We start from the raw sequence: 20,954 nt of genomic DNA, 5'->3' as shown, positions 1-20,954 counted from the left end.
GCAACAAAGTAAGTATACCGATAAAATCTGTGACCGCCAATATGATCCAAACAGTGACGACTATGCCCGTGAATGCTGATTTAATAACTGGATACGCCCATTGGCTCCATCTACTGTCACGAGGTCACCAGATTTTAGTTTTTCAGTTGCGATCCGTGTACCTAAGACAGCAGGTATCATATATTCTCTAGCGATAATAGCGGAATGGGACAAAATGCCGCCAGAATCGGTGATGACTGCTTTTGCGTCTCTAAATAAGCTGGTCCATAAAGGTGTCGTTGTTTTACAAACTAAAATGTCATCTTTCTCAAATTGTGAAAATTCATCAGCAGATGTAATGACTCTGACTCTTCCGGAAGTAATGCCGCTAGATGCACCAATTCCATAGATTGCATCGTCTGTGTTGTTTTCATTTTCCCTTAGCGAACCGAGCATTCTTTCTACTTGCTGCAATTCAGCTTCAGAAGGCGTTCCTGTATAAGCTGGTGGTTGGATGGATTCATTTTCCTTCATTTCAATTTTTCTTTGCTGAATGATCGAATCGTATGTGGTCGAAGTTGTGAGCGCATTGAGTACTTCATCATCGTAAAGATACCAAAGGTCTTCTTGATGAGGGATCGCTCCTTTTTGAACAAGAAGTTCACCAATTTTTAAGAGATAGAGTCTCGCTTTTGCATCTAACATGGCATCAATGTAAAAGTGATGATCATCTCGAATATTGGCTGCATGGAGTGCAAAATGATAAAGTTCCTCAAATTTTGTTTTAAACGCTTCATCTGTCACTTGACTGATAAACTGTTCATACGTTTCTTGCCTTTTGATCACGGCTTGTGCAAATTCTTCATCAAAATCAGATTGATACCGAATGTTGTTTCTAATGATGTCCAAGACAAATTCAGGATTTTCCACCCATGTTTCCTCTGTGAAATCATGGCTTTTAACAGACCGCCAACCATAGACTTGGAGAAAAGCTTCTACGTCGGAAATGAAGTTTTTTCCTTTATCTGTGTGATTGAGGGCAAATAATAGTTCAGCATTCGTTGAATGATCTTTAAATGCCTGAAGAAGCTCGGAATCTTGAAGAACGTCTTTTGCCAAGTGAGATAGCTTTTGATCTGTTTCAAGAGACTTGTTCATCACACCTATCATCATTTCATGCAGCAGAACGACTTGTGTTTGATCCCCAGTATATGTGACAAGCATGTCTTCAATGATCGCTGATAGAATGACTTGAGGTATGACAATATCAAAATGGTCGTCATACGCTCTTAGATAAATCTCCTTTAATTCTTGAAAGCCATTAATGGCTTCCTCAATTGTTAGCGGTTGAGTGATTTGCTGATCAAGTTTTTCGTATAATGGGAACAAGTTTTGCTTTAAAATGCGATACATTCTTTCGCTTAAACGAGGAAACATTTCGAATAGGCTCTCGTCAAAAACTGGTTCCTCTGACGCTTCTGGCATGGACGGTGAAGAATACAAATGACCTCTATAAAGCTTGATATCTTTAATATTAAGGTCTGGTACTTGATACTTCTCTCCGTTTTTCTTCATCCCGTTTTTTAAAGCAGGTATGATCAAACTTGAAAAAAGAGGACTTGTGGGTCCAGGCATATGATCGTCCATTGAGATCCAGAAGTCTTGCAGCTCTTCAGGTTTCATTTGAAAGGCTGCACCTGAGGAGCCATTTGCTGTATTGGAAAAAGAAGCAGTAATCGGTCTTGCTTGAAGTAAATAAAAAGTACCATCTGACATGCCGAATTCGATATCTACTCCATGTCCATAAAGTTCTTCTACTTGTTTTGTCATTTTCGTGATTTGGATCAATTGATCATCTCGAAGACAAAATTGGCCAGCCATCTCCTCACCTACGGGTTGTTCAACGACGCCCTCTTGACAGGGGACAATTTGCACTTCTTTTGTTCCTAGTGATTTTTCAATAGAGTACGTTTCTTTGTTTACAATAAATGTATCTGGCGTCACAAGGCCGGAGACGATGGCTTCTCCTAGTCCATAGCTTGCAGTCATCATGACTTCGTTTGTTTTTCCTGATACAGGATTCTCACTAAAGATGACACCAGAGATGTCAGAATGGATCAAGCCTTGTACAACAACAGCCATGAGCGGCATCTCTTCCTCGTTCTCAATCATTTCTTCCTTATATTCTGTGACTCTTGCTGCGAAGTAAGACGACCAACATTCTTTGACGGCTTGCAAGAATTCTTCATTTGTTTTGATATTTAAATAGGTCTCGTATTGACCTGCAAAGGAGGCGCCTTCAAGATCTTCCGCAACAGAAGAGGATCGCACTGCAACGGATGGATATGTTTTCAACAATGATTGAAAGGATGAAAGTAATTCTGTCTCCATTTGTGAAGGAAACGAAGCTTCTGTGATTTTTCGGGCAAGATTTTGATCAGTTGGATGGAAATTGTGATATGAAAGAAAGCTTGCAAAGCTGTTCGTTTTAATAATAAATCCATCTGGAACTGGCAGTCCGTGATTGTTTAATTTAATTAAATTCACGCCTTTTGCCCCTGCGAGTGATGCGGATTCTTCAGCCGCATGAAATAATACTGAATACATGGGAATGCCCCCTTATCCAAATAGCCAATGGTTTCATTTGTCTCTTTTTGTTTTTTAAAATGATAGTGCGCACTATCATTTTCATCATAGAATTTATTGGATGTAACTGTCAAAGACGTAAAGACCTATCTTTAGAAAGGGGACGTTTTCACTAATTTTCCTCCTCATCTATATCAAAAGTCTTCAACCGAGAAGAAAAAAGCTGAAATTGAAAACTGTGAATTGTTCATTATGCCAATCTTTACTATAATCAAGGGAGTAGACCATGTAGAGGGAGGGTTTTTGTGATTACAAAAGCCATATTTGCACTTGTTTTTCCTTTCTTGCTCGTTATTTTATTTTCAAAGGTTACTTATAATCATTACGTTGGCATTGCATTAACAGCAGCGCTTTTATTTGCTTCGTATATGAAAGGCTATACAGAAACCTACTTTATCGTAGGATTAGATATTATTTCTTTAGTGGCCGGGGCATTGTTTATGGCCAAGAAAGAAGTCGAAAAAAGAGAGAAGGCTGAAAAACATCATTGATGTGATCCCTCTTGATGAAAAGAAAATGTTTTTGATTGCAGGAGCTGTGCTTACGATTCTAGTGAGTGCAGCTTTCTTTTTTGTGGTTTTTCTGCTGATCGAATATCTCGCTCCAAAATGTTCCATACTGAAAGGAAGGTTTCTTTAGAGGGTTATGAGCCACGGCAGAGAGGGTATGGTTGTATTGGAAATAAAAATCAAGTCAGACACGAACTTTAGTTCGTATTTTTGTGTTCTTTTATGATAATATATTCATTAGATAGATTTCGTAACGAAACGGAGGCTTTGATGTGAGTGACCGCTTTGAATTAGTTTCTAACTATCAGCCCCAAGGAGATCAGCCAAAAGCCATTGAAAAGCTTGTGGAGGGCATCCATCAGGGGAAACAGCATCAAACGCTATTAGGTGCTACAGGTACGGGAAAGACCTTTACTGTATCTAACCTGATCAAAGAAGTGAACAAACCAACACTTGTCATTGCGCATAATAAGACACTTGCCGGACAATTATACAGCGAGTTTAAGGAATTCTTTCCGAATAATGCTGTTGAATATTTTGTGAGTTATTATGATTATTACCAGCCTGAGGCGTACGTGCCTCAAACTGATACATTTATTGAAAAGGATGCCAGTATTAATGATGAGATCGATAAGCTAAGACACTCCGCCACATCCTCATTATTTGAGCGAAGAGATGTCATCATCATTGCCAGTGTGTCCTGTATTTATGGCTTAGGTTCTCCTGAAGAATACAGAGAGCTTGTGCTGTCTTTACGAACTGAAATGGAAATTGAACGCAATCAACTGCTGCGTAAGCTTGTGGATATTCAGTATTCTCGTAATGATATAGATTTTCAGCGCGGAACCTTCAGAGTTCGAGGAGACGTCGTTGAAATTTTTCCTGCTTCACGAGATGAGCATTGTATCAGAGTGGAGTTTTTCGGTGATGAAATTGAACGTATTCGTGAAGTAGATGCTCTCACTGGAGAAATTCTCGGTGATCGTGACCACGTTGCTATTTTCCCAGCATCTCACTTCGTCACAAGAGAAGAAAAGATGGAAAAAGCGATTATTAATATTGAAAAAGAGCTTGAGGAACAGTTGGAAAAGCTTCGTGAAAACGGAAAACTACTTGAAGCACAGCGTCTTGAGCAGCGGACAAGGTATGACCTTGAGATGATGAGAGAGATGGGCTTTTGTTCAGGGATTGAGAACTACTCAAGACATCTCACCTTACGTCCGCCCGGTTCAACACCTTACACATTGCTTGATTATTTTCCGGATGATTTTATGATTGTTGTCGATGAGTCACACGTGACCATCCCGCAAATTCGCGCCATGTACAATGGGGACCAGGCAAGAAAACAAGTGCTTGTTGATCACGGATTCCGTCTGCCGTCAGCACTTGATAATAGACCACTCACATTTGCTGAGTTTGAAAAACACATTAACCATATTGTGCATGTATCCGCAACACCTGGCCCATACGAGCTTGAGAAAACGCCAGAGGTTGTGGAACAAATTATTCGACCAACCGGTTTGCTTGATCCAATCATTGAAGTCCGTCCGATTGAAGGACAAATCGATGACTTAATTGGGGAAATTCATGCAAGGGTTGAGAAAAATGAGCGTGTGCTTGTGACGACTTTAACGAAGAAAATGTCTGAGGATCTGACAGATTATCTGAAAGAAATCGGAATCAAGGTCAATTATCTGCACTCAGAAATTAAGACACTAGAGCGGATTGAGATTATTCGTGATTTACGTCTCGGAAAATATGATGTGCTTGTTGGGATCAACCTTCTTCGAGAAGGTTTGGATATTCCAGAGGTGTCGCTCGTGGCGATTTTAGATGCGGATAAAGAAGGCTTTTTACGTTCAGAAAGATCCCTCATCCAGACGATTGGCCGTGCTGCAAGAAATGCAGAAGGCCGGGTTATTATGTATGCAGACAATATGACGAAATCAATGGACATTGCCATACAAGAAACAAAGCGGAGACGTGAGCAGCAAGAAGCGTATAATGAGAAATTTGGTATCACTCCGCAAACGATCCATAAGAAGATTCGAGATGTGATCAAGGCAACAAAAGTACATGAGGATTCGGAAGAATACGAAACAAAAGCAGCACCAAAGTTGTCAAAAATGAGCAAAAAAGAACGAGAAAAAGTGATCGAAAACGTCGAGATGGAAATGAAAGATGCAGCAAAAGCGCTTGATTTTGAAAAAGCAGCAGAATTAAGAGATCTATTGCTAGAGCTAAAAGCGGAAGGATGAATGCCAGATGGCTATGGAACGAATAGAGGTGAAAGGGGCAAGAGCCCACAACCTTAAAAATATTGATGTCAATATCCCGCGCGATCAGCTAGTGGTCATTACGGGTTTATCTGGTTCGGGAAAATCGTCGCTTGCCTTCGATACCATTTATGCAGAAGGTCAGCGCAGGTATGTTGAATCACTGTCAGCCTATGCACGTCAATTTCTCGGTCAAATGGACAAACCAGATGTAGATGCGATTGAAGGGCTTTCTCCAGCGATTAGTATTGACCAGAAAACGACAAGCAGAAACCCTCGATCAACCGTTGGGACTGTTACAGAAATTTATGATTACTTGCGTCTATTATATGCTCGAGTCGGAAAACCGATTTGTCCTATTCATGGGATCGAAATTACATCACAGACGATTGAGCAAATGACAGACCGTATTTTAGAGTATCCAGAACGAACGAAACTACAAGTGCTTGCGCCGATCGTATCTGGACGTAAGGGAACACACGTGAAAGTACTTGATCAAATTCGGAAGCAGGGCTACGTTCGAGTCAGAGTTGATGGCGAGATGGAGGACCTGTCAGAAGAGATCGAGCTTGAAAAGAATAAAAAGCATTCCATTGAAGTGGTGATTGATCGAATTGTCGTGAAAGAAGGCGTGGCTGCACGGTTGTCTGATTCTCTTGAAACGGCACTCCGACTTGGTGAAGGTCGTGTGATGATCGATGTGATTGGACAAGAGGAGCTGTTATTTAGTGAGCATCATGCTTGTCCGCACTGCGGATTCTCTATTGGGGAACTTGAGCCGAGAATGTTCTCGTTTAATAGCCCTTTCGGTGCCTGCTCAAGCTGTGATGGGCTTGGTTCTAAACTAGAAGTAGATCCAGAGCTTGTGATTCCGAATAAGGATTTGACTTTACGTCAGCATGCCATTGCCCCATGGGAGCCTCAAAGCTCACAATATTACCCGCAGCTTCTTGAGGCGGTATGTACACACTATGGAATTGACATGGATATTCCAGTAAAAGATATTCCGGCGCATTTATTTGATAAAATTTTATATGGTAGCGGCTCTGAGCTGATTTATTTTAAATATGAAAATGATTTTGGCCAGGTCCGTGAAAATGAAATCGAGTTTGAAGGTGTGCTTCGTAACATTGAACGGCGCTACAAGGAAACGAGCTCCGATTATATTCGGGAGCAGATGGAAAAATATATGGCCAATCAGCCATGTCCGACCTGTAAAGGATATCGCCTGAAAAAAGAAACACTTGCGGTTCTCATCAATGGCAAACATATCGGAGAAATGACCGATTTGTCTGTATCTGATGCCCTTGATTTCTATGAGAAAATTGAGTTATCTGAGAAAGATTTGCAGATTGCCCAGCTCATTTTACGTGAAATCAAAGAGCGCTTATCCTTCTTAAATAATGTCGGATTAGATTATTTGACATTAAGCCGGTCTGCTGGCACATTATCAGGCGGGGAGGCGCAGCGGATTCGTTTGGCGACACAAATTGGATCAAGACTGACAGGCGTTCTTTATATTTTAGATGAACCATCGATTGGTCTGCATCAACGGGATAATGACCGATTGATTGGAACATTGAAAAACATGCGTGATATCGGAAACACACTGATTGTCGTAGAACATGATGAAGATACGATGCTTGCCGCTGATTATCTCATTGATATTGGACCAGGTGCAGGGGTTCATGGAGGAGAAGTGATTTCAGCTGGAACACCAGAAGAAGTCATGAAAGACCCAAAATCGTTGACTGGACAATATTTATCTGGTGAGAAATTCATCCCGCTTCCGATTGAGAGACGAAAGCCTGACGGCCGATTCATTGAAATTAAAGGGGCAAAAGAAAACAACCTTAAAAACGTGAATGCGAAGTTTCCTTTAGGTGTCTTTACCGCTGTGACAGGTGTGTCAGGATCAGGGAAAAGTACACTTGTGAATGAAATTTTATTGAAATCCCTTGCCCAAAAACTGCACAGAGCAAAAGCGAAGCCAGGACAGCACAAAGAAATCAAAGGAATGGATCACTTAGACAAAGTCATTGATATTGATCAATCTCCAATTGGCCGTACACCAAGATCCAATCCTGCTACGTATACAGGTGTATTTGATGACGTGCGGGATGTCTTTGCGCAAACCAATGAAGCGAAGGTACGAGGCTATAAAAAAGGGCGATTCAGCTTTAACGTGAAAGGTGGACGCTGCGAAGCGTGTCGTGGAGATGGCATTATTAAAATTGAAATGCACTTTTTACCTGATGTATATGTGCCTTGTGAAGTGTGTCACGGGAAACGTTATAACCGCGAGACGTTAGAGGTCACGTATAAAGGGAAAAATATTTCCGATGTGCTTGAAATGACGGTAGAGGACGCACTTCAATTTTTCGAGAATATCCCGAAAATTAAGCGGAAGCTGCAAACGATCTTTGATGTTGGATTAGGATACATTACACTTGGGCAGCCTGCCACGACATTGTCTGGTGGAGAGGCGCAGCGCGTGAAATTGGCATCCGAGCTTCACCGCCGTTCAAACGGAAGATCCTTGTATATTTTAGACGAACCGACAACGGGTCTTCATGTGGATGATATTGCTAGGTTGTTAAAAGTGCTCCAGCGCTTGGTCGAAAACGGGGATACGGTATTGGTCATTGAGCACAACCTTGATATTATTAAGGCAGCCGATTACCTTGTTGATCTAGGACCAGAAGGCGGTGCTGGTGGAGGAACGATTATTGCTTCAGGAACACCTGAACACATTGCTAAAGAAGAAGCTTCTTACACCGGTCGATACTTAAAACCGATTTTAGAGCGTGATCGTGAGCGAATGAAACAGTTAGTCAAAGAAACAGAAAGTGTGACATCCTCATAAAGAAAAACCCCTCCGAAAGAGGGGTTTTCCTTTTATTGCACATCTTCCTTTGGCATTAAGTTACTGAGGTGCGTTAAATCCTTTAAAATATGAGTGCTGCTACTATCGAGCAGTACTTTTAAATAACGGATATCACCATACTTCGGATGAGACGGATGAATGGCCTCTAGCTCCTTGATCATATCGCTGTTCATGCTTTTCTGTTTCTGTATAAGGTCTAAAAGCGTTTGTGCCGTGTGGTTAGCATTATGATGATCTGTCAAAATAATTACCCCCTATAATGATAATCACCATCTTTTCAACATATTTTAAAGGGTAATCCATGAAGAATCTACACTTAGGTGCAAAAAGAAATAATTTGTGTCTAAGGTCATATGTAAATCGAATGAGTTTGAAACTTTTTATACGCCATAAACGTATGAGTTAGAAAGGAATTTTCATCATGAAGGAGCGAATATATATGAACAGAGATCAGTCGATCATTGCATCTATTTGTTATTTTAGTGTATTTTTCATGCCGTTTATTGTACCGATCGTGGCATATTTTGTAGTGGATCAAAAGGAAACGAAACGGCATTCGCTGCGTGCATTGTGGTCACATGTTTTGCCAGTCGCAGCGTGTGTGCTGCTGGTTTTTGGAGCTATCCCCTTTTTATTGACGACACAGGCAAGCGACTCACTCGTTCCAGTGTTCACCGTACTTATCTTGTCCTTTTTAGTCGCCATTGGCTTTTTGATCTCTGTCATTTGGAATATCATTCAAGGTATTAAAGTGCTTCAATCCATCAAATCGTAGGAGGGCTTTGTATGAATGAAAAAGAACGCATTTTAAAATTAGTAGAAGACGGGACATTATCTGCAAAAGAAGCGATTACGCTGCTTGAAAAACTAGAAGAAAATCAGTCCATTTCACTAGAAAAACCAACGGCTGATCATACCTTTCATGAAGAAAAAGCTGGCACAGAGAATAAAGGAACTGGTACTGAAAACCTCGGTGCAAAGCTGTTTGGATGGTTAGATTCGGCGGTGAAAAAGGTCAAAGATGTAGATCTTGATTTGAACTTTGGACAGTCCGTCGACGTTGAACACATTTTTCAATTCAAAGACGCGGCACTGTCTCATTTAGATATTCAATTGGCAAACGGCAGTCTCAATTTGATGCCTTGGGATGATGGGGATGCTCGGGCAGAGTGTCATGCGAAAATTTACCGTGCAGAGGATGGAGAGCAGGCAAGACAGCAATTTCTTCAACATCTGGATTGCGGGCTTGAAGGGGACAAATTTTTTATCCGAACTGAAAAGAAGACCATGAAGGTCAATGTCACCCTGTATGTACCACGTATCCAATACGATAAAATCAAAGTCAAACTGTTTAATGGACCGATTCGCGGGGAAAAGCTAAAGACAAAAGAACTGGCTGCAAAAACAACAAATGGCGTCGTCTCTTTTGCCTCTTTACAAGCAGAAAAAGTCGGAATTGAAACAGCAAATGGACAAATCAAACTGGCTGATCACGAGTGTGGTATGATTGAAGTAGAAACCATTAATGGGCTCATTGACCTGCGCGGGAAAAGTGAATCAATTGATGCACAGAGCTTCAATGGGAACATTGCTGTTCAGCTGTCAGATGAGAAATGCCGTTCGATCTATGCAAAAACGACAACAGGCAGTGTGGACGTTCAGATTCCGCGTGCTTGTGCAGTGACTGCAGAGCTGAAAAGCAATCTCGGATCGATCTCTCATGAGCTGCTTGATGCAAATATGATTAAAGAGAAAAATGAAACGCTGCAAAAAGAGAAAATGATCAAAGCCAATCAACAGGCGGAGCACAATATATCCATTTTTGCAGAAACAAAAACAGGCTCAATCCAAGTAAAGCACCAATCAGACAAGGAGTGATTCTACATGAAGAAGCTTTATCGTTCAGCGACAGATAAAAAAATAGCGGGAGTTGTCGGTGGACTTGCTGAATACTTAAGTGTCGATGCATCCCTGCTTCGTATTTTAACGGTGATCATCGGATTTATGACAGCATTTATGCCGATCTTCTTGATCTACTTCATCTGGTATTTTGTTGTTCCGGAAGAAGGCACTAACTAAATGCTTAGATGGATCGTTAGTATTTTCGTCAATGCATTACTTTTAATCGTCATTGCTGGATATTTTGATTCAGGCATTTTGCCAGGCCTTGGTAGTGTGTATATTGAAGGCTTTGGCGCAGCGATTGTAGCAAGTATTATTTTGTCCTTGCTCAATATTTTAGTGAAGCCGTTTTTGATCATTTTAACGCTGCCAGTGACAGTACTTTCACTAGGATTGTTCCTCTTTGTCATTAATGCCATCACACTGATGATGACCTCAAGCTTTATGGGAGATAGTTTTAACATTGATGGGTTTGGAACGGCCATTTGGATGGCTGTCATTTTATCCATTTTCCATCTGCTCATACAGAAAGGAATCGTGGAACCGTTAGCGAAAAAAAGCTAACGGTTTTTTTGTGTGAATTTATATCGTTTCCCCGTTCCATCTGTCATAAAAACCGTCTTCAGGAGACACAATATCCGAAGGGAGGCGGTGCACGATGGTGAATGTGAGCAGACAAATCATTCTTTTGCTTTTTTTGAGCATTCTTTTTTGTTTCAGTCAGCCTGCTTCAGCAGGATCTTTGACACAAACACAAGTGAACATACGAAATAAGCCCTTTTCACCTTTTATCTTTGATCAATTTCAAGTAGATGTCCGTCCGGTTCAAGGAAAAAAACGTGATCTTCAATTTAGGGCATCTATTAGTCAGTCAGAGCAAATTTTGTCTGCAAACTTGTACTATAAACAGAGTGATGAACTAGGATATCGATTGATCCCAATGGAACGATTACCGGGGATGAAACCAGAATTCACAGCGAAAATCCCGACAGATCAGTTGTGGAATCCAACAGTTCATTACTATACAGAATTCCTGACGCAGAAGTCTGTCATCAAAACAACCGAACAAGCAGTTCACTTAAACGGATTTGAAGAGGATCTCTCACAAATTCCTGAGCTATTGATGACAGAAATCGTCGTGAATTCAAAAAACCGCAAAGGCAAGGATGCTTTTGAATTCATCGAGGTGTATAACACAACACATGCACCCATTTCACTTCGACATTACCAGCTTCGCTATCGCAATCCAGCGCAAGGCGTGGAGATGGATGATATATATTCATTTCACACAAGTCCTATCACCATTTCTCCTGGAAAGCCGTACGTATTTTGGCTTAGAAAAAAAGGGCAGGAGCATTTAACGGTAGCGGACTTTAATGCGATGTACAAAAGCCATTTAAAAGAGGGCGAGCAACTATCGGTCATTGAGAGTAAAGGATTGTCCAATTCTAAATCCCGCCTTGTTTCTATCACAACAAATATAGGAGAAGAGGTATCGTCGGCATCCTATCGTTTAAAGCCTTCATTGTTTAGCGAGCACAGATCGTTACTGTTCAAGTATCCAATGGATGGTACGACACAAATGAAGCTGATCTCGAAAGTGGAGGAAGAGCCAACACCCGGAAAAGTGTTAAAAGCACAAATTCCAACTGAAAAAAAAGAAATATCACAAGATGTTCATAAACCTGTGATCGAAGATATGACAGACAATCAACCGATAAAACCAACTGAAGGCATTGAAATGAGGGCAGATGTGCAGGATGATCAGTCCGTCAAAACGGTCAAATTGCGATATCGAACCAATCGTCATGAAGATTTTAAAGAGGTGTTGCTTCAAAAGGATCATAATGATCGGCTGTTTCACTATATTATTTATTCACCTGAGCTCATCGGTAAAGATCGATTGGAATATCAGATTGAAGCGTCTGACGGCGAAAATCAAGTAATGACAATGAAAAAAACAATTGATGTGGAACAAGTAAGCAAAGCTCACGGCCTTCGATTGAATGTAGAAGAAGGAGATACGGTTTCTGGCGTATTTCACTTAAAAGCAACAGCAGATCAGAAAAAAAGCATAAAATTAATGATAGATGGAAAACCGATTCGACAAGTATTCCCTGCACTTGAAGCAGATCCATATCTTGCATTTGATGTCAAAGGGACAAATTTATATTTTAAGAATGGTGTGTCTATAGGTAAGCACTTACTTTCCATTTTTGATGATTCGACAAAAGTGTATCGCACCTATACGATACCAATACCAGAAAAACACTTAGAAAAGGCAGGTCCACAAACGATATCATTCCATGCTGGGACGAAGTCATCGCCGTTTGACCGATTTCCTGGAGAAAATCACGATGATTTTGAATTGAAAAATGTCCAGATGATTTTATCGAATGGAACTCAAATTCTGCCTCTAAATGCGAGCCAGCATGAGGAATGGAAAATGGGCGACGGTGGCAGCGCTAAGAAAGTAAGAGCATTTCAGTTTCAAATCCCGAAGCAAGCATATGCTTCAAGCTATATTCAGTGGGATACAAGAAGGCTGAAAGAAGGAGTACATGTTGTTCAGGCTAAAACCGCAGACGAATCTCAATCTGTACGTGTGAAAGTCGATAACACGGGTCCGAAAATCAAGAGTAATATACAGGCAAATGACCAATATAAAGGCGTCTTTACGTTAAAGGCAAAGGTGACGGATCGTTGGAGTGACATAGCGGAGATGAAGGCATATTTAGATGGAAAACCGATCTCTTTGCCTTATCAAACGTCCTCTAGCGAATTAGAACCTGGGGAGCACACATTGAAGATAAAAGCAAAAGATGCCGCTGGAAACAAATCAACTTTGAAAAAGGTTTTTAAGACGGTACATGAACACCCTGAAACGCCAGAGAGAGTGTCAGATAGGACAAAAAAGGAATCATCTAAGCAAACAGTGCTAACCAATGATCCTACTAATGATCAGTTAGATTACTCCTTTTACCGTGCCTATCAATATACATCGCTGCATCCGTCCATGAAGATTTTCAAATATGCAGCGGAAACAGAGCCGCCAAAACATTTAAATGAAACAGGGGAAATGATTTTTTCTGATCGAGAAAGAAATCGCATTGCATTTGCTGATGGTAAATCGGTGGAAACGAAAGATCTACAGCATTTTCCTTATCATCGCTTTCAAATCAAGGTTCATCACGATGTACGTGAAAAGGATGTTGTCGAGGCTGTATGGAAAGGAAGCTCATTATCAGGGAGAAAGGTAACGATGTACGCTTGGAATCATCAGCAAGAAAAGTGGGATAAAATCACTCATCACTTTGCCAAGGATGAAAAGGAATTTTACCTGAAAGGGCTGCTGTCAGTCAGACAGTATATGAAAAATCAAACGTTTGATTTGCTTGTACAAGATGAGATCAGTCAGACGTTAAAGCCTTATAAGATGGTGTGGATGTCTGATACTCAATATTATGCCAGAAGTTATCCTCATATCTTCAAAAAAATGGTCGAGTGGATCAGAGATCAAAGGGACCCATTAAATATTCAATATGTGTTCCATACAGGTGATATTGTGGATGATTCAAAGGATAAGCAATGGAATCGTGCCGATACATTTATGCGTGTGTTAGATCAGCATCAGATTCCTTACGGTGTATTAGCTGGTAATCATGATGTCAGACACAAAGACGGCCATTATAGGGAATATGGGAGATACTTTGGAGCGAAACGCTTTGAAGACAAGCCATATTACGGTGAATCTTATCAAAACAATCGAGGTCATTATGATCTTATCTCTGCTGGTGGCAATGATTATATGATGGTGTATATGGGCTGGGGGATCAAGCAAAATGAGATTGACTGGTTAAATCGAGTCATTTCTGAACATCCAGATCGCATTGTCATTTTAAATTTCCATGAGTATTTGTTAGTGAGCGGCAATCGAAGCCCAATTGGAGATTTGATCTTCCATCAAGTGGTAAAGCGTCACCCGAATATTGTCGCAGTATTTAGTGGCCACTACCACGGAGCCAGTCGAAAAGTAGATGAGATTGACGATGATCATGATGGAAAAGTAGACAGAAAAGTATATCAAATCCTTGCAGATTACCAGTCAGGTCCTGAAGGCGGTCAAGGTTTTATGCGGCTGATCACTGCGGATCAAGAAAAAAATAAGCTTCATTTCACCACATACTCACCTTACTTGAATCAAGAACATTTTTATGATCCAAAAACGTATGGAGATCAAGATGAATTCTCAATTGATGTCGATTTAACACCAAAAATGAAATCCGTTAAAACCAATTATTTTGAATTGAATGTCTACACAAACGTTCTTCTTGGAGAAGTCAAAGGTGTGAAAAGTGGTAAAAAAGCAACCTTTGAATGGAAAGGGTTAAAGCCAAATCAAGAATATTATTGGTACACTGTCGCAAAAGACCGTTTCGAAGGGAAAGCGATTTCGCCTATATGGAAAATTCATACAAAAAATGATGATCAATCAACATTTCTTAGGAAATAAAAAACTGTGCTTTCAGGAGCACAGTTTTATCTTTCCATTGTGTGAGTGAGCTTGTATCGATCCCCTCTATAAACGGACATGGCATACTCGAATGGAAGGTCATTTTGAAAATAAGTTGTTCTTGCAATGGAGAGAACAGGGTCCCCTAATGAAATAGACAGCACGTTAGCTTCTTCCTTTGAAGCAACATTGGCTTCAAGCTCCTGCTTGGCATGGGCAATGGTTAGACCTGTGTTCGCTTCTATATATTCATATAAAGATCCAGTTAAATGGTCCTTTGTGAGCTCGCCAGCAAATTTTTCAGGAATATAACTCGTTTCAATAGCCATTGGTTCATCGTTTGCAAGGCGGATTCGTTTTAATTCATAGACATCTTCACTGTTCGACAGCTGTAATGATTGCAGCAAGTGCTCTGGGCATGCGACTTTTTTGAAATCAATCAACTGACTTGAAGCTTTGAGCCCACGTTGACGCATATCTTCTGTAAAGCTTGTTAAGCCCTGAAGCGGTTGTTCAAACTTCTTTCGGCTAACAAATGTTCCTTTTCCTTTTTGCCGGTATAAATATCCTTCGTTCACAAGGTTCGATAAGGCTTGTCTGACAGTCATTCGGCTAATACCAAAGCGTTCGGCATATTCTCTTTCAGAAGGAATGAGTGTATCAGGTGCTAACGTTCCATCCTCAATCTGCTTTTTCAAGTTCTCCATAATCTGATGGTACATGGGGATAGGTGACTGCTTATCAATAAACATGTGAAAATCCTCTCGTGTTTAGCGTAGTGAACCAGCTTCTCGATCAATAAAAATCGTCACATCTTCATGAAGTTTCAGAGCAGATGCAGGGAAGTCTGGGTGAATCTCTGTTCGTTCTAAATATTGTATCACGTCCGCTTTTGATTTTCCTGATGCGAGAAGGAGAATTTTTTTACTTGAAAGAATGCTTGCAATTCCCATTGTAATGGCATGTGTAGGTACCTCATCTATAGAAGAAAAGTACCTTGCATTGGCTTGGCGAGTGTGTTCATCTAATTGGACGACATGCGTCTTTGAGTCAAAGGGAGTACCAGGTTCATTAAACCCGATATGTCCATTTTGTCCGATACCAAGTAGCTGAAGATCAATGCCCCCTAAATCTTCAATGAGCTGATCATACCTTAAGCACTCTTCTTCCAAGTGAGAAGCAGCACCATTGGGGAGGAAATATTGATCTGATGGGAGATCAATATGGTCAAATAAATGACGCTTCATGTAAGTCATATAACTATTTTCATGATTTTGATCAATTCCCACGTACTCATCCAGATTCACTGTTCTTGCTTGTTTGAAAGACAATTGTTCTGTTTGATGCAACTGAATTAACTCTTTATAAGTGTCAATTGGTGTACCGCCAGTTGCCAGACCGAGAACCGCATCTGTTTTTGATTTAATGGTACGTGCAATGAAAGCAGCAGCTGCTTTTCCTAATTGATCTTTATCAGCAAATTCGATGATGTTCATCAGTGTGTGGCCTCCTTTTTTTCATAAACGATTTGTCCATGGCAGATCGTCATCATGAGTTCGCCAGCTTCATCCCAAATGACCAAGTCTGCCAGTTTTCCAACTTCGATCGAACCGAGCTGATGATCGATCCCGAGCTGAGTGGCTGCATTTGTTGAGGTCATTTGAGCAATTTCTGTCCATCCACATTGTGTGATCTGTCTCATACGTTTGACCCCATCTTTCATTTGTAAAATCGATCCTGCAAGTGTACCATCTGCCAGCAATGCTTTTTTACCGCTGACTGTCACAGTCTGTCCGCCAAATTCGTAGGTTCCCTCTCCAAGTCCTTTTGCACGCATTGAGTCTGTAATCATGATCAAACGTTCACTACCCTTTGCCAAATACGCAAGCTTTACGGAAAGAGGATGAGAATGAATGCCATCTGTAATCAGCTCAGTCAAAAGCTTTTCGTTTGTAAGCGCAGCCCCTGCAACATTTGGCTCACGATGCTGAAATGAACTCATCGCATTATAAAGATGCGTGACATGACGCGCGCCGTGCTTTGCTGCTAGTTCAATCATGTCATGAGGGGCATTTGTATGTCCAATAGAAGGAATGATGTTTTTTTCTTTTAGCAGGGAAAGAAATGCAAAATCAGTATCTTCCTCAGGAGCAAAAGTGACAATTCGAATCAGCTGATCTGATGCACTCAGCCATTTCTCAAAAAGAGGAAGGCTAGCCTGTGTAATCCATTGAGCAGGCTGCGCTCCAGCTTTCTCTTTAGAAATAAAAGGACCTTCTAGATGAATGCCTAAACATTGTGCCTGACTTCCTGCCTGCTTTTCATTATAGGGTCTCCACTGTGCAACATTTTTAAGTGCTTGCTCAATCTCTTGATGATTTTGTGTAATGGTTGTTGCTAAAAAGCTTGTCGTTCCTTCTGCGGGTAAGTGATCAGCAAGTGTATTCATGGCTTCTGGTGTCGCATCCATCATATCTGCACCATATCCTCCATGGATGTGAATATCAATCATTCCGGGGAGTAAATAAAAGTTTTCCCGGGAAATATATACTTTTTCATAATTTCCTGTCGGCGGTGATGTTGAAATATAGTCGATCTTGCCATCGCGTAAACCGACAAAACCGTTTTCAATGATTTCTGTCTTTGTCACAATATGAATATTGGAGAGCAATAAAGAACTGCTCATGATTGTGCCCCCTTATTCTCGTCGTTAGATTCAGTTTACCTTTTTTAAGTATAGTTGTCTATACCAGCAAATGTGATGAAACAGGATCAGGATAAAATACTATTTTGGGTTCATCATTGAAAGTGATAAAATAGAGCTGTATTTCTGAAACGCCTGTGATAAAAGGAGGAAGAAGCGTGCCGAAAGTTCGTACGAAGGACATAATGGAACAATTTCATCTTGAACTGGTAAGTGGGGAAGAAGGGATTAATCGTCCCATTACAATCAGTGATCTTTCCAGACCAGGTATTGAAATGGCTGGATATTTTACATATTACCCAAAAGAAAGAGTTCAACTTTTAGGGAAGACAGAGCTTTCTTTTTTTGAACAGCTCCCAGAACGCGAACGAAAGCAGAGAATGATGTCTCTTTGTACAGATATTACCCCTGCCATCATTTTGTCACGAGATCGTGAAGTACCAAAGGAATTGATCGAAGCATCAAACGAAAATGGAGTGCCGGTTTTACGCTCAAGCTTAAAAACGACAAGACTTTCGAGTCGATTAACGAACTTCTTAGAAAGCAAGCTTGCACCAACGACTGCGATTCATGGCGTACTCGTAGATGTATATGGTGTAGGTGTGCTGTTAATTGGGAAAAGTGGCGTAGGTAAAAGTGAAACGGCTTTAGAATTAGTGAAGAGAGGACACAGGCTGGTTGCAGACGATTGCGTGGAAATTAGGCAAGAGGATCAGGATACGTTAGTTGGAAGCGCACCAGAGCTGATTGAGCACCTTCTAGAAATCCGTGGATTAGGCATTATTAATGTGATGACCTTATTTGGAGCGGGCGCTGTCAGAAGCTATAAGAGAATTACGATTGTTATGAACCTTGAGCTTTGGGAACAAGGCAAACAGTATGACCGTTTAGGACTTGAGGAAGAAAAAATGCGAATCATCGATACAGATGTACCAAAGCTGACCATCCCTGTACGTCCGGGACGAAATTTAGCGGTCATCATCGAGGTAGCTGCAATGAACTTCAGATTGAAACGAATGGGACATAATGCAGCGGAACAATTTACAAGTAAACTTGCCGATGTCATTGAAGACAATGGCCAGGATGAATAGGAGCTGTCTATATGAATGAAGCAATTCAACCAATTGATCCGATTGCTTTTCAGCTCGGACCTATTTCGGTTCATTGGTATGGTGTGATTATTGGGGTCGGAGCCCTGCTTGGACTCTGGCTCGCATTAAGGGAGTGTGAAAAAAGAGGCATCAATAAAGATATGTTTATTGATCTCATCTTATTTGCCATTCCTATCGCCATTATTTGTGCACGAATTTATTATGTATCCTTTGAATGGGATTATTATCAGCAGCACCCAAATGAAATCATCAAGATTTGGAATGGCGGAATTGCCATACATGGCGGACTGATAGGAGCGGTGCTGACAGCGATTGTCTTTACTAAAGTGAGGAAGGTGTCCTTTTGGAAAATCGCCGATGTCGCAGCGCCTAGTATTTTACTAGGGCAAGCCATCGGGCGCTGGGGGAACTTTATTAATCAGGAAGCGCATGGTGAGGCTGTTTCAAGAGCCTTTTTAGAAAATTTGCACCTGCCTGAGTTTATTATTAATCAGATGTACATTGACGGGACCTACTATCACCCTACGTTCTTATATGAATCATTATGGAATATCGCAGGCGTTTTGATATTAATCTTATTACGTAGAACATCATTGCGTCGAGGCGAAATGTTCTTGTCTTATTTAATCTGGTATTCAATCGGTCGTTTCTTCATTGAAGGAATGAGAACAGACAGCTTAATGCTGACTGAGCACCTTCGAATTGCACAGATGATTTCAATTGCCATATTTGCAGTGGCTGTTTTGCTGATTGTGTTTAGAAGAATCAAGGGATATGCATCTATACCGTATAAAGAGAACAACTCATCAAATTAAGAGCAAGGGGGATAAGAGATGGGGGAGACATGGAAAAACGGCTTGAAAGCAGGGTTATCGACAACTTGGACACTTGGAAAAGTCATTTTTCCGGTTACCATTCTCGTTAGTATCTTGCAGCATACACCTGTGATGGATTGGATTATACAATTCATCCGTCCATTTATGGGTCTGTTTGGTCTTTCAGGGGAAGCGGCCATTCCGCTTGTTTTAGGAAATATGCTGAACTTGTATGCGGGTATTGCAGCCATCTTGACATTAGAGCTGCCTGTGAAGGAAGTGTTCATTTTAGCGGTCATGCTCTCTTTTTGTCACAACTTGATCATCGAATCAACAGTGGCGGCGAAGGTTGGGCTGCGGGTGTCTGTCATTTTGCTAGTCAGAATCAGTCTTGCCGTCGTGTCAGCAATTGTCATTCACCTCGTTTGGCAGGGAGGCGAGGAACCGGCGCAATATGGTTTGCTGACAGCTGCTCAGTCGGCTGATGTGCCTTCTAGCTGGTTTATGATCGTACTTCTTGCTTTACAGAAAGCTGTTCTTGGTGTGCTGCAGCTGGCTTGTATTGTCATTCCTCTCATGATCATCATTCAATTCATGAGAGACTTAGGGTGGCTCCATACGCTGTCTAAATGGCTGTCTCCTTTTACGAGAATGCTTGGAATGAAAGAAAATACGTCTATGACGATGGTGGCTGGTTTGACCATTGGTCTTGCCTACGGGGCAGGCGTCATGATGAAAGCAGTGGAAGAGGACGGTGTCAGCAAAAAGGATTTAACGCTTGCTTTCATTTTCCTTGTGGCGTGTCATGCGGTGGTCGAAGATACACTCATTTTCATTCCTTTAGGTATTCCAGTCTGGCCGCTTCTTCTTATTCGCCTTATTTCTGCTATTTTATTGACAGCTGCCATCAGCTATATTTGGCGGAGGCGGGAACATGCAGCTGTTAGAAAGGAAGCTATATGAACCAATCAACTATTAACACAGTGCTATTTGATTTAGATGGCACATTAATTAATACAAATGAATTAATTATTGCTTCATTTCAGCATACGCTTGATCATTATTACCCTGGTCAATACAGCCGTGAGGATATCCTTCATTTCATTGGTCCATCATTATTTGATACATTCTCTGCAATGGATCCGAATCTGACAGATGACATGATTCAGATGTATCGAACGTTTAATCATGAACAGCATGACCTGCTTGTGACGGAGTACGAGACGGTGTTAGACACGTTGAAAATCCTCCAAGATCGAGGGTTTAAGCTTGGTATTGTGACAACAAAAATCCGTGATACGGTCTTAATGGGATTAAAGCTGACTGGATTGGAGCCATTTTTTGAGGTCATTGTCACACTTGATGATGTACAAAATGAAAAGCCGCATCCAGAACCAGTCCAGCTGGCATTATCCAAGCTCGGCAGTGATCCGCATGAGGCGATCATGGTTGGCGATAACTATCACGACATTTTATCTGGTCAAGCGGCAGGGACGAAAACAGCAGGTGTTGCTTGGTCTATTAAGGGAGAAGAAGCCCTGTTAAAGCATCGCCCAGATTATATGCTGCAGAAAATGAGTGATCTCTTGGCGATTGTTGGAGCTGATTAAG

Annotated in this window: 17 protein-coding genes; 12 read left to right on the top strand and 5 right to left on the bottom strand. The window is 41.1% G+C overall.

The genetic code is table 11. The features are described from left to right. Positions 1–60: 60 nt before the first annotated feature. Positions 61–2,586 carry a PEP/pyruvate-binding domain-containing protein gene (locus tag MHH31_RS16165; RefSeq protein ID WP_144679144.1) on the bottom strand — a complete coding sequence of 842 codons (2,526 nt, stop codon included), beginning with the start codon at positions 2,584–2,586 and terminating at the stop codon, positions 61–63. A 284-nt stretch (positions 2,587–2,870) separates the two neighbouring features. Between MHH31_RS16165 and MHH31_RS16160 the strand changes: the two genes are divergently transcribed. The 3 genes from MHH31_RS16160 (at position 2,871) to uvrA (ending at position 8,276) form a co-directional block, all read left to right on the top strand. Further along, on the top strand, positions 2,871–3,116 hold the full coding sequence (locus tag MHH31_RS16160; protein WP_008348197.1) for a CsbA family protein: 246 nt from the start codon (positions 2,871–2,873) through the stop codon (positions 3,114–3,116). A gap of 290 nt (positions 3,117–3,406) precedes the next feature. Next, the gene (gene uvrB, locus MHH31_RS16155) at positions 3,407–5,392 is read left to right on the top strand and encodes an excinuclease ABC subunit UvrB (RefSeq protein ID WP_073412837.1); all 1,986 of its coding nucleotides are present in this window, start codon (positions 3,407–3,409) and stop codon (positions 5,390–5,392) included. A gap of 7 nt (positions 5,393–5,399) precedes the next feature. Continuing rightward, positions 5,400–8,276 (top strand): excinuclease ABC subunit UvrA, encoded by a 2,877-nt coding sequence (gene uvrA, locus MHH31_RS16150; protein WP_017357887.1) that lies wholly within the window; start codon positions 5,400–5,402, stop codon positions 8,274–8,276. A 32-nt stretch (positions 8,277–8,308) separates the two neighbouring features. On the opposite strand, the gene MHH31_RS16145 is transcribed toward uvrA, so the two are convergent. Beyond that, a complete protein-coding gene (locus tag MHH31_RS16145) occupies positions 8,309–8,539 on the bottom strand; it encodes a hypothetical protein (protein ID WP_008348188.1) in 231 nt (76 codons plus the stop codon). A 197-nt stretch (positions 8,540–8,736) separates the two neighbouring features. Between MHH31_RS16145 and MHH31_RS16140 the strand changes: the two genes are divergently transcribed. The 5 genes from MHH31_RS16140 (at position 8,737) to MHH31_RS16120 (ending at position 14,712) form a co-directional block, all read left to right on the top strand. After that, on the top strand, positions 8,737–9,072 hold the full coding sequence (locus MHH31_RS16140) for a hypothetical protein (protein WP_008348186.1): 336 nt from the start codon (positions 8,737–8,739) through the stop codon (positions 9,070–9,072). A gap of 11 nt (positions 9,073–9,083) precedes the next feature. Beyond that, positions 9,084–10,175, top strand: a complete 1,092-nt coding sequence (locus MHH31_RS16135; protein WP_342495005.1) for a DUF4097 domain-containing protein — start codon at positions 9,084–9,086, stop codon at positions 10,173–10,175. A gap of 6 nt (positions 10,176–10,181) precedes the next feature. Next, a complete protein-coding gene (locus MHH31_RS16130; protein ID WP_008348183.1) occupies positions 10,182–10,376 on the top strand; it encodes a PspC domain-containing protein in 195 nt (64 codons plus the stop codon). After that, a complete protein-coding gene (locus MHH31_RS16125) occupies positions 10,377–10,763 on the top strand; it encodes a phage holin family protein (protein WP_007500042.1) in 387 nt (128 codons plus the stop codon). A 94-nt stretch (positions 10,764–10,857) separates the two neighbouring features. Beyond that, positions 10,858–14,712 (top strand): metallophosphoesterase, encoded by a 3,855-nt coding sequence (locus tag MHH31_RS16120; protein ID WP_342495004.1) that lies wholly within the window; start codon positions 10,858–10,860, stop codon positions 14,710–14,712. A gap of 26 nt (positions 14,713–14,738) precedes the next feature. Here the strand turns inward: MHH31_RS16120 and MHH31_RS16115 are convergent, their stop codons facing one another. From MHH31_RS16115 to nagA, 3 genes are read right to left on the bottom strand one after another with little or no spacing between them, the layout of a single operon-like run. Further along, the gene (locus tag MHH31_RS16115; RefSeq protein WP_268382134.1) at positions 14,739–15,464 is read right to left on the bottom strand and encodes a GntR family transcriptional regulator; all 726 of its coding nucleotides are present in this window, start codon (positions 15,462–15,464) and stop codon (positions 14,739–14,741) included. Positions 15,465–15,482: 18 nt separating this feature from the next. Further along, positions 15,483–16,208, bottom strand: coding sequence for a glucosamine-6-phosphate deaminase (nagB, locus tag MHH31_RS16110; RefSeq protein WP_058336964.1), 726 nt, complete (start codon positions 16,206–16,208; stop codon positions 15,483–15,485). Then, positions 16,208–17,398, bottom strand: coding sequence for an N-acetylglucosamine-6-phosphate deacetylase (gene nagA / locus MHH31_RS16105; RefSeq protein ID WP_342495003.1), 1,191 nt, complete (start codon positions 17,396–17,398; stop codon positions 16,208–16,210). The genes nagB and nagA overlap by 1 nt, the downstream gene beginning before the upstream one ends. Positions 17,399–17,574: 176 nt before the next feature. Between nagA and hprK the strand changes: the two genes are divergently transcribed. Genes hprK through ppaX form a run of 4 tightly spaced genes read left to right on the top strand, consistent with a single transcriptional unit; the run spans position 17,575 to position 20,953 of the window. Then, positions 17,575–18,507, top strand: coding sequence for an HPr(Ser) kinase/phosphatase (hprK, locus tag MHH31_RS16100; RefSeq protein ID WP_003212943.1), 933 nt, complete (start codon positions 17,575–17,577; stop codon positions 18,505–18,507). Between the two features lie 11 nt (positions 18,508–18,518). Further along, on the top strand, positions 18,519–19,343 hold the full coding sequence (gene lgt / locus MHH31_RS16095; protein WP_035701537.1) for a prolipoprotein diacylglyceryl transferase: 825 nt from the start codon (positions 18,519–18,521) through the stop codon (positions 19,341–19,343). A gap of 18 nt (positions 19,344–19,361) precedes the next feature. Continuing rightward, the gene (locus MHH31_RS16090) at positions 19,362–20,306 is read left to right on the top strand and encodes a nucleoside recognition domain-containing protein (RefSeq protein WP_113746945.1); all 945 of its coding nucleotides are present in this window, start codon (positions 19,362–19,364) and stop codon (positions 20,304–20,306) included. Continuing rightward, the gene (gene ppaX / locus MHH31_RS16085) at positions 20,303–20,953 is read left to right on the top strand and encodes a pyrophosphatase PpaX (protein ID WP_017357895.1); all 651 of its coding nucleotides are present in this window, start codon (positions 20,303–20,305) and stop codon (positions 20,951–20,953) included. The genes MHH31_RS16090 and ppaX overlap by 4 nt, the downstream gene beginning before the upstream one ends. Position 20,954 lies beyond the last annotated feature (1 nt).

The organism is Bacillus sp. FSL K6-1033 (genome assembly GCF_038630765.1).
Classification (GTDB): Bacteria; Bacillota; Bacilli; order Bacillales; family Bacillaceae; genus Bacillus; species Bacillus altitudinis.
Note: the sequence above shows the minus strand (reverse complement) of the source record. Positions and strands in the feature narration are given on the sequence as shown.

Coding starts and splice junctions, on each gene's coding strand:
- MHH31_RS16165 (WP_144679144.1), bottom strand. CDS start 2,586: ATGTATTCAGTATTATTTCATGCGGCTGAAGAATCCGCATCACTCGCA.
- uvrA (WP_017357887.1), top strand. CDS start 5,400: ATGGCTATGGAACGAATAGAGGTGAAAGGGGCAAGAGCCCACAACCTT.
- MHH31_RS16140 (WP_008348186.1), top strand. CDS start 8,737: ATGAACAGAGATCAGTCGATCATTGCATCTATTTGTTATTTTAGTGTA.
- MHH31_RS16135 (WP_342495005.1), top strand. CDS start 9,084: ATGAATGAAAAAGAACGCATTTTAAAATTAGTAGAAGACGGGACATTA.
- MHH31_RS16130 (WP_008348183.1), top strand. CDS start 10,182: ATGAAGAAGCTTTATCGTTCAGCGACAGATAAAAAAATAGCGGGAGTT.
- MHH31_RS16125 (WP_007500042.1), top strand. CDS start 10,377: ATGCTTAGATGGATCGTTAGTATTTTCGTCAATGCATTACTTTTAATC.
- MHH31_RS16120 (WP_342495004.1), top strand. CDS start 10,858: ATGGTGAATGTGAGCAGACAAATCATTCTTTTGCTTTTTTTGAGCATT.
- MHH31_RS16115 (WP_268382134.1), bottom strand. CDS start 15,464: ATGTTTATTGATAAGCAGTCACCTATCCCCATGTACCATCAGATTATG.
- nagB (WP_058336964.1), bottom strand. CDS start 16,208: ATGAACATCATCGAATTTGCTGATAAAGATCAATTAGGAAAAGCAGCT.
- nagA (WP_342495003.1), bottom strand. CDS start 17,398: ATGAGCAGTTCTTTATTGCTCTCCAATATTCATATTGTGACAAAGACA.
- lgt (WP_035701537.1), top strand. CDS start 18,519: ATGAATGAAGCAATTCAACCAATTGATCCGATTGCTTTTCAGCTCGGA.
- MHH31_RS16090 (WP_113746945.1), top strand. CDS start 19,362: ATGGGGGAGACATGGAAAAACGGCTTGAAAGCAGGGTTATCGACAACT.
- ppaX (WP_017357895.1), top strand. CDS start 20,303: ATGAACCAATCAACTATTAACACAGTGCTATTTGATTTAGATGGCACA.